At 76.9% G+C, this 10,000-nt stretch carries 2 protein-coding genes; both read right to left on the reverse strand.

Going from position 1 to position 10,000, the window contains the following annotated elements; translation table 11 throughout:
- On the reverse strand, positions 1-1,804 hold a 1,804-nt coding region (locus ADK41_RS37000), incomplete at its 3' end, for a type I polyketide synthase (protein WP_030837174.1).
- Positions 1,805-1,854: 50 nt separating this feature from the next.
- Positions 1,855-10,000: type I polyketide synthase (locus tag ADK41_RS37005; protein ID WP_159044008.1), on the reverse strand; the 8,146-nt coding region annotated here is incomplete at its 5' end.

The following is a 10,000-nucleotide window of genomic DNA, read 5'->3' on the forward strand; positions in this document are numbered from 1 at the left end:
CCGCGTCGAACGCCTCCGCGAACACCGGGAAACGACCGTACAGCTCACGCCCCATACCCAACCGCTGCGACCCCTGACCCGAGAACATGAAGGCGGTCGAGCCGCTCTGGGCGGTGCCTTCGAGGACGGCGGGGTGGGGTGCGGCGCCGGCGAGGGCCGTGAGGGCCTGGGCGGTGCTGTCGGGGTCGGTGGCGAGGACCACCGCGCGGTGCGGGAGCGGGGCGCGGCTGGTCGCCAGGGAGAGGGCGACGTCGGCGTGCCGGGAGCCGGCGGCCGAGGCGTCGACGTGCGCGAGGAGACGCTCGGCCTGGGCGCGCAGCGCGGCCTCGGAACGGGCGGACAGCAGCCACGGGGTGACGGCGGGGTCGACGGCCGGAGTCTTTGCACCCGTGCCGTCGGGTGCCTCCGCCTCCTCGAGGAGGGGGGCCTGTTCCAGCAGGACGTGGGCGTTGGTGCCGCTGATGCCGAAGGCGGAGACACCCGCGCGACGGGGGTGGTCGGCGGTGGGCCAGGGGGTGGCCTCGGTGAGGAGTTCGACAGCGCCGGCGGTCCAGTCGACGTGGGTGGTGGGCGTGTCGACGTGGAGGATGGCGGGCAGCACGCCGTGGCGCATCGCCATGACCATCTTGATCACGCCCGCGACGCCGGCCGCCGCCTGGGCGTGGCCGATGTTCGACTTGACGGCGCCGAGGCGCAGCGGCCGGTCGGCGGGCCGGTTCTGGCCGTAGGTGGCGAGGAGGGCCTGGGCCTCGATGGGGTCGCCGAGGGTGGTGCCGGTGCCGTGGGCCTCGACGGCGTCGACCTGGTCGGGGGTGAGGCGGGCGTCGGCGAGGGCGGCCTCGATGACCCGGCGCTGGGAGGGGCCGTTGGGGGCGGTGAGGCGGCTGCTGGCGCCGTCCTGGTTGACGGCGGTGCCCCGGATGACGGCGAGGACCTGGTGGCCGTTGCGGCGGGCGTCGGAGAGGCGCTCGACGAGGAGGACGCCGACGCCCTCGCCCCAGGCGGTGCCGTCGGCCGCTTCGGCGAAGGGCTTGCAGCGGCCGTCGGGGGCGAGGCCGCGCTGGCGGGAGAACTCGGTGAAGAGTTCGGTGGTCGGCATCATGGCGACGCCGCCGGCCAGGGCGAGGGAGCACTCGCCGGCGCGCAGGGCGCGGGTGGCGAGGTGGAGGGCGACGAGGGAGGAGGAGCAGGCGGTGTCGACGGTGACGGCCGGGCCCTCCAGGCCGAGGGTGTAGGAGATGCGGCCGGACAGGACGCTCATGGCGCCGCCGGTGAGGTTGTGGCCCTCGGTCTCGTCGGTGGTGCGGGCGAGGGAGCCGTAGTTGGTGTCGGCGCCGCCGACGAAGACGCCCGTGTCGGTGTTGCGGAGGGAGGCGGGGCTGATGCGGGCGCGTTCGACGGCCTCCCAGGCGGTCTCCAGCAGGAGCCGCTGCTGGGGGTCCATGGCGAGGGCCTCGCGGGGAGCGATGCCGAAGAGGTCGGCGTCGAAGTCGGCGGCGCCGTCGAGGAAGCCGCCCTCGCGGACGTAGCTCTTGCCGGGGGTGCCCGGGTCGGGGTCGTAGAGGGAGTCGAGGTCCCAGCCGCGGTCCTCGGGCAGCGGGCCGACGGCGTCGGCGCCGTCGGCGACGAGCCGCCAGAGGTCTTCCGGGGAGCGGACGCCGCCGGGGAAGCGGCAGGCCATGCCGATGACGGCGATCGGCTCGCTCTGGCCGGCCTCGACAGACTCCAGCCGCTGACGGGTGCGACGCAGGTCTGCGGTGACCTTCTTGAGGTAGTCGCGGAGCTTGTCTTCGGAGCTTGCCATGGGGGTGGGATCCTCTGGTTCTGGAAGGACGCGGTGGCCGGGCGGGGGTGTCAGGCGAGGCCGAGTTCGTTGTCGATCAGGTCGAACATCTCGTCGTCCGTGGTGGTGTCGAGGTCGGAGTCGTCGCGCTCGCCGGTGGTCTCCGTGGTGGCGCCGAGCTTCCACTGGAGGGCCTGGAGGCGCTTGGCCAGGCGGGCCCGGTCCTGTTCGCCGAGTTCCGCGCCGCTCACCGCGGCCTCGAACTCGGCGAGTTCGGCGAAGACGGGCTGGTCCGCGTCGCCGGATCCGGTTCCGCCGGTGCCGAGTTCGTCCCGCAGGTGGCGGACGAGGGCGGCCGGGTCGGGATGGTCGAAGATCAGGGTGGTGGGCAGGGTCAGGCCCGTCTCCGCGTTGAGGCGGTTGCGGAGTTCGACCGCGGTCAGGGAGGACATGCCGAGGTCGAGGAAGCCGCGCCCGGAGTCCAGCGCCTCGGCGGAGGCGTGGCCGAGGACGGCGGCGACGTGGCCGAGGACCGTGCGGTGCAGCAGGGCCTGCTGCTGCGGGCCGCTGAGTGCGGCGAGCCTGCGGCGGAAGTCCTGCGGGCCGCCCGTGGTTCCGGCGTCGGCGGCGCGGCGGGCGGCCGGACGGGCGAGGGCCCGCAGCAGCGGGGGCACCCGGTCGGCGCGCAGGGCGCGCGGGTCGAGTCGTACGGGGACCAGGTGGGCGGTGTCCAGGGCGGTGGCGGCGTCGAGCAGGCCGAGGCCCTGGTCGGCGGTGAGGGGGCGGATCCCGGCCCGGTCCAGTCGGGCGAGGTCGGCTCCGTCGAGGGTGCCGGTGAGGTCGCTGCGGTCCTCCCAGAAGCCCCAGGCGAGGGAGACGGCGGGGAGGCCGCGGGCGCGCCGGTGCTGGGCGAGGGCGTCGAGGAAGGCGTTGGCGGCGGCGTAGTTGGCCTGGCCGGGGCCGCCCGCGAGGCCCGCGTAGGAGGAGAACAGCACGAACGCGGAGAGCTTGGTGTCACGGGTGAGTTCGTGCAGGTTCCAGGCGGCGTCGGCCTTGGGCCGCAGGACGTGGTCGAGGCGTTCGGGGGTGAGGGTGTCGAGGAGGCCGTCGTCGAGGACGCCGGCCGCGTGCACCACGGCGGTCAGGGGGTGTTCGGCGGGCACGGCGGCGAGGGTCTCGGCGAGCCGGTCGCGGTCGGCGGCGTCGCAGGCGACGACGGAGACCTCGGCGCCGAGGGCGGTGAGTTCCTCGCTCAGGGCGGCGGCGCCGGGGGCGTCGGGGCCGCGGCGGCCGGTGAGCAGCAGGTGGCGCACGCCGTGCCGGGTGACGAGGTGGCGGGCGACGAGGGCGCCGAGGACGCCGGTGCCGCCGGTGATCAGGACGGTGCCGGCGGCCGTGCCGTCGCCCCACGGGGTGCTGTCCGCGGGTGTGGTGCCGTCGCGGTCGGCGCGCACCAGGCGGGGCACCGTGACGGTGCCGGAGCGTACGGCGAACTGGTGCTCGCCGGTGCGGCCGGCGGCGGCGACGGCGGCGACGAGGGCGGTGGCCGACGGGTCGGCGTGATCCTCGTGGTCGCCGCCCGCGCCGTCGGTGGACGCGTCCCCGGTGGCCGGGTCGAGGTCGGCGAGGAGGAAGCGGCCGGGGTGCTCGGTCTGGGCGGAGCGCAGCAGGCCCCAGACGGTGGCGTCGGCGAGGGCCGGGACGCTGTCGTCCGGTCCGGTGGCGAGGGCGCCCTCGGTCACCACGAGGAGCGGGGTGGCCGTGTGGCGCGGGTCGCCCAGCCAGGTGGTGGCCAGGCGCAGTGCCCGGTGTGCGGAGGTGTGGGCGGCGGTCGCGGTGTTGCGGGCGGCCGTGCCGGTGGCGCCGTCGTCGTGGGTGGGGAGGACGACGACCACGGCGGGCTGTTCGCCGTCGCCGCTGTCGAGGGCGGCGGTGAGGGCGTCGAGGGTGGGGTGGACGTGGACGGTGGCGCCGGCGCGTTCGAGCGCGGCGGTGAGGCGTCCGGGGTTCCCGATGACCGCCCAGGGGCCGGTGAGGCCTGCGGGGTCGGTGGCGCCGGTCCACGGGGTCCACTCGACGCGGTGCAGGGCGTCGGGGGCGGTGGCGGCCGGGAGCCGGTCGGGGGTGGCCGGGCGGGTGGCCGCGGTGGCGGTGAGGACGGGGGCTCCGGTGCCGTCGTGGGCGTGGATCGTCCAGGTGCCGCCGTCGTCGGTCAGTCGCAGGCGCAGCCGGGTGGCGCCGGTGGCGTACGTGGTGACGTCCTGCCAGCGCTGCGGCAGTGCGGGCGCGGTGGCGTGCTCGGGGGTGGCGGCCAGGGCGAGGGCCGTCTGGAGCAGCGCCGGGTGGACGCGGAACCGGGCGGCGTCGGCGCGGGCGTCCTCGGGGAGCTCCACGTCGGCGAGGAGGTCGGTGCCGTGCCGCCACACCGCGCGCAGGGTGCGGAAGCCGGCGCCGGTGTCCAGGCCGCTGCCGTCGAGGCGGTCGTGGGCCCGGTCGGGGTCGGCGGGGCGGGCGCCGGCCGGCGGCCAGGTGTCCGGTCCTGCCGGGGCGGGCGCCGGGTCGCCGGCGGTGAGGGCGCCGGTGGCGTTCAGGGTCCAGGGCACGTCGGCGCCGTCCGCGTCGGGGACGCGGGAGTGGACGGTGAGCGTGCGCCGGTCCGGGCCGGCGCCGGTGTCCTCGGGTGCGGAGACGGTGATCTGGAGGTCGACGCGGCCCCGTTCGGGGACGGCGAGCGGGGTGTGTTCGTCGAGGGTGGCGACGAGCGGGCAGCCGGTCTCGTCACCGGCCCGCACCGCCCAGTCGAGCAGGGCGGTGCCGGGTACGACGGCGGCGCCGTGCACGCGGTGGTCGTCCAGCCAGGGCTGCGCGGTCAGCGACAGGCCGCCGCCGAGGACGGCGCCGCCGTCGGCGAGCCGCATGACCGTGTCGATCCCGGTGGGGTCGGCCTGGGCGCCGGTGGCCTCCAGCCAGTACCGCTCGCGCTGGAAGGCGTAGGTGGGCAGGTCCACGGGGCGGCCGTGGGCGACGGCGGGCCGCCAGTCGACGGGGACGCCGGCGACGTGGGCGGCGGCCAGCGCGGTCAGCACCCGGTCGGCGCCGCCGTCGTCGCGGCGCAGGGAGCCGAGGGCGACCGCGTCGGCGCCCGCCGCGGTGACGGTGTCCTCGATGCCGACGGTGAGCACCGGGTGGGGGCTGCACTCGACGAACACGTCGTGGCCCTGGTCGAGGAGGGCGCGCAGGGACTCCTCCAGGCGGACGGTGCCGCGCAGGTTGCGGTGCCAGTAGGAGGCGTCCAGGGCGGTGCCGGGCAGCCAGTCGGCGGTGACGGTGGAGAAGAACGGGATGTCGCCGTCGCGGGGTTCGACGCCGGCCAGGGCGGCGGGCAGGGTCTCGGCGAGGCGGTCGACGTGGGCGGAGTGGGAGGCGTAGTCGACGGGGATGCGGCGGGCCCGCACGCCCCGTTCCGCGCAGTCGGCGAGGAGGGTGTCGAGGCCCTCGGTGTCGCCGGAGACCACCACGGAGGAGGGGCCGTTGACGGCGGCGACCGAGACGCCGGGCAGGCCGGCGACGAGTGCGGCGACCTCGTCGTGCGGGGCGGTGACGGCCGCCATGCCGCCGTGGCCGGAGAGTTCGCGGGCGATGGCGAGGCTGCGCACGGCGACGATCCGCGCGGCGTCCTCGAGGGACAGGGCGCCGCTGACGGCGGCGGCGGCGATCTCGCCCTGGGAGTGGCCGAGGACGGCGGCGGGCTTGAGGCCGTGGGCGCGCCACACCTCGGCGAGCGCGACCATCACCGCCCACAGCGCGGGCTGGGCGACGTCGACCCGGTCCAGGGAGGGTGCGCCTCCGGCGCCGCGCAGTACGTCGGTGAGGGACCAGTCGACGTGCGGGGCGAGGGCCTCGGCGCAGGCGGCGATCCGCTCGGCGAACACCGGTGAGGCGTCGAGGAGTTCGGCGCCCATTCCGGCCCACTGGGAGCCCTGGCCGGGGAAGACGAGGACGGCCCTGCGGTCGCGGCCGGCGCCGCGGCCGCCGCTGGTCACGGCCGGCGAGGGGACGCCGTCGGCGAGGGCGGCCAGACCGGCGCGGAAGTCGCCCGTGGTGGTGGCGACGACGACGGCGCGCCGCTCCAGGGTGGCCCGGCGGGTCACGAGGGACAGGGCGATGTCGGCGGGTGCGAGGCCCGGGTGCGCGTCGAGGTGGGCGAGGAGGGCACGGGCCTGGCCGCGCAGGGCGGCGTCGCTGCGGGCGGACAGGATCCAGGGCAGCGGGCGGTCGGCGCGGGTGTCCCGCGCGTCGTCGCCTTCGGTGTCCGTCTCCTCGGCGGAATCCGTGTCGGCCGGGGCCTGTTCGAGGACGACGTGGGCGTTGGTGCCGCTGATGCCGAAGGAGGACACGGCGGCGCGCAGGGGCCGGGGGGTGGCCGGTTCGGGCCACTCGGTGGCCTCGGCGAGGACGCTGACGGCGCCGGCGGACCAGTCGACGTGCGGGGTGGGGGCGTCGACGTGCAGGCTCTTGGGCAGCAGGCCGTGCCGCAGGGCGAGGACCATCTTCATGACGCCGGCGACGCCCGCGGCGGCCTGGGTGTGCCCGATGTTCGACTTGACGGAGCCGAGCAGCAGCGGCCGCCCGGGGTCGCGGTCCTGGCCGTAGGTGGCGAGGAGCGCCTGGGCCTCGATGGGGTCGCCGAGGCGGGTGCCGGTGCCGTGCGCCTCGACGGCGTCGACCTCGGCGGCGCTGACGCCGGCGTCGGCCAGGGCCTGGCGGATGACGCGCTGCTGGGCGGGCCCGTTGGGGGCGGTCAGGCCGTTGGAGGCGCCGTCCTGGTTGACGGCGGAGCCGCGGACGACGGCGAGGACCTGGTGGCCGTTGCGGCGGGCGTCGGAGAGGCGCTCGACGAGGATCAGGCCGACGCCCTCGGAGAAGCCGGTGCCGTCGGCGGCGGCGGCGAACGGCTTGCAGCGGCCGTCGGCGGCCAGGCCGCGCTGGCGGGAGAAGTCGACGATGATCTCCGGCGAGGACATCACGGTGACGCCGCCGGCCAGGGCCATGGTGCACTCGCCGCGGCGCAGCGCCTGGAGCGCCATGTGCAGGGCGACGAGGGAGGAGGAGCAGGCGGTGTCGACGGTGACGGCCGGGCCCTCCAGGCCGAGGGTGTAGGCGACGCGGCCGGAGACGACGCTGTTGGCGTTGCCGTTGTTGACGTACCCGGCGACCTCGTCGGGGACGTGGGTGACGCGCTTGAGGTAGTCGCTGGAGGAGAGGCCGGCGAAGACGCCGGTGCGGCTGCCGCGCACCGACCGGGGGTCGATGCCGGCGCGTTCGAACGTCTCCCAGGCGGTTTCCAGCAGGAGCCGCTGCTGGGGGTCCATGGCGAGGGCCTCGCGCGGGGAGATGCCGAAGAAGTCGGCGTCGAAGTCGGCGGCGTCGTGCAGGAAGCCGCCCTCGCGGGTGCGGGAGGTGACCTGGTCGCCGGGCAGGGTGTCGTAGAGGCCGTCGAGGTCCCAGCCGCGGTCGCCGGGGAACTCTCCGATGGCGTCGGCGCCGTCGGAGAGGAGCCGCCACAGGTCCTCCGGGGAGCGCACCCCGCCGGGGAGGCGGCAGGCCATGCCGACGATCGCGAACGGCTCGTCCCCCCGGGCGCCGGCCGGGAGGGGAACCGGGGCGGCGGGCGCGGTGGCGGGGGCGGCGCCGGAGAGTTCGCCGTCGAGGTGGGCGGCGAGTTCGGCGAGGGTGGGGTGGTCGAAGACGAGGGTGGCGGGCAGCCGCAGCGCGGTGGCGGCGTTGAGCCGGTTGCGCAGTTCGACGGCGGTCAGCGAGTCGAAGCCGAGGTCGCGGAAGGCGCGGCCGCCGTGCAGCTGGTCGGGGTCGGTGTGGCCGAGGACGGCGGCGGCGTGGGTGGCGACGAGGTCGCGCAGGAGGGTGAGCCGGTCGTCGTCGGCCAGGCCGGCCAGGCGCAGCCGCAGTCCGTCGGTGCCGTCGGCGGCGCCCGCCCGGGCGGTGCGGCGGGCCGGGCCCCGGTGCAGGGCGCGCAGCAGGTGCGGGATGTCGCCGTCGCCGGTGCGCAGCCGTCCGGTGTCGAGGCGGACGGGGACCAGGTGCGGGCGCTGTTCGGCGAGCGCGGCGTCGAACAGGGCCATGCCGTCGGCCGCGGACAGCGGCAGGACGCCGGAGCGGCGGACGCGGGCGAGGTCGGTGTCGTCGAGGTGGCCGGTCATGGCGCTGGCGTCGGCCCACAGGCCCCAGGACAGGGAGGTGGTGGGCAGGCCGTCGGCGCGGCGGCGGTGGGCGAGGGCGTCGAGGTAGGTGTTGGCGGCGGCGTAGTTGGCCTGTCCGGCGTTGCCGAAGACTCCGGCGCCGGCGGAGAAGAGCACCAGGTCCGCGAGGTCGAGGTCGCGGGTGAGGCGGTGCAGGTGGCGGGCGGCGTCGGCCTTGGGGGCCAGGACGGTGCGCAGCCGGTCGGGGGTGAGGTGTTCGAGGGCTCCGTCGTCGAGGGCGCCGGCCGCGTGCACCACGGCGGTGAGCGGGTGTGCGGCGGGCACGGCGGCGAGGGTCTCGGCGAGCCGGTCGGCGTCGGCGGCGTCGCAGGCGGCGACGGTCACCTGGGCGCCGAGGGCGGTGAGTTCCTCGCGCAGGGCGGCGGCGCCGGGGGCGTCGGGGCCGCGGCGGCCGGCGAGGAGCAGGTGGCGCATGCCGTGCCGGGTGACGAGGTGGCGGGCGAGGATGCCGCCGATGGTGCCGGTGCCGCCGGTGATCAGGACGGTGCCGTCGGGGTTCCAGGCGCGCGGCACGGTGAGGACGATCTTGCCGTAGTGCTTGGCCTGCGCCATGTGGCGGAAGGCCTCGCGGGCGTGGTGGACGTCCCAGGTGACGGTGGGCAGCGGGCGCAGGGAACCGTCGGCGAAGAGGCGGGTGAGGTCGGCGAACATCTCCCGGATGCGGTCCTCGCCGGCCTCGCGCAGTTCGTACGCCCGGTACAGGGCGACGCCGGGGTGGTCGAGGGCGACCCGGCCGGGGTCGCGGACGTCGGTCTTGCCCATTTCGACGAGGCGTCCGCCGGGGGCGAGCAGGCGCAGCGAGGCGTCGACGAAGTCGCCGGCCAGCGAGTTCAGTACGACGTCCACGCCGCGTCCGCCGCTGGTGGCGCGGAAGCGGTCCTCGAAGTCGAGGGTGCGGGAGGAGGCCAGGTGGTCGTCGGCCCAGCCCTCGGCGCGCAGCAGGCGCCGCTTGTGGTCGCCGGCGGTGCCGTAGACCTCGGCGCCCCAGTGGCGGGCGAGCTGGGCGGCGGCCATGCCGACGCCACCGGCGGCGGCGTGGACGAGGACGGACTCGCCGGCGGTGAGGCCGGCGAGGTCGCGCAGGCCGTAGTAGGCGGTGAGGAAGGCGACGGGGACGGAGGCGGCCTGGGTGAAGGTCCAGCCGTCGGGCATGGGGGCGACCATGCGGGCGTCGGCGACGGCGTGGGTGCCGAAGCCTCCGGTGACCAGGCCCATGACGCGGTCGCCGGGCGCGAGGCCGGTGACGCCGGGCCCGGTGGCGGTGACGACGCCGGCGGCCTCGGCGCCGAGGAGGACGGCGGGGCCGGGGTACATGCCGAGGGTGTTGAGGACGTCGCGGAAGTTGAGTCCGGCGGCGCGCACCTCGATGAGGACGTGCCCGGGCGCGGGCGCGTCGGTGATCTCGGGGCAGGGCACCAGTTCCAGCCGGTCGACGGAGCCCTTGACCGGGATGTCCAGGCGCCAGGCGGCGGCGCCGTCGGGCGCGCTCAGGGTGTCGGCGGTGCGGGGACGGGCCAGCCGGGGCGCGTGGGCGGTGCCCTGGCGCAGGGCGAGCTGCGGTTCGCCGGTGGCGAGCGCGGCGGGCAGGGCCTGCCAGGAGTCCTCGTGGACGTCGAGGTCGGCCAGGACGAGGCGGTCGGGGTGCTGGGACTGCGCGGAGCGCACCAGGCCCCAGACGGCGGCGCCGGGCAGGTCGTGCGCGGGGTCGCCGGGCCCGGTGGCGACGGCGTGGCGGGTGACCACGACGAGCGGGATCTGCGCGGTGCGGTCGTCGGCGAGCCAGTCGTTGACGGTGGTCAGGACCTCGCCGAGGACGGTGTCGGGGGCGGCCGGGGTGTCGTCGTCGGGGCGGGCGGCGGGCGCGGCCGGCGCGTTCTGTCCGGCGAACAGCAGGACGGCGGTGGGGCGTCGGGGGGCGGCGGCGTCGAGAGCCGTGAGG

This window comes from Streptomyces caelestis (genome assembly GCF_001279005.1).
GTDB lineage: Bacteria > Actinomycetota > Actinomycetes > Streptomycetales > Streptomycetaceae > Streptomyces > Streptomyces heliomycini.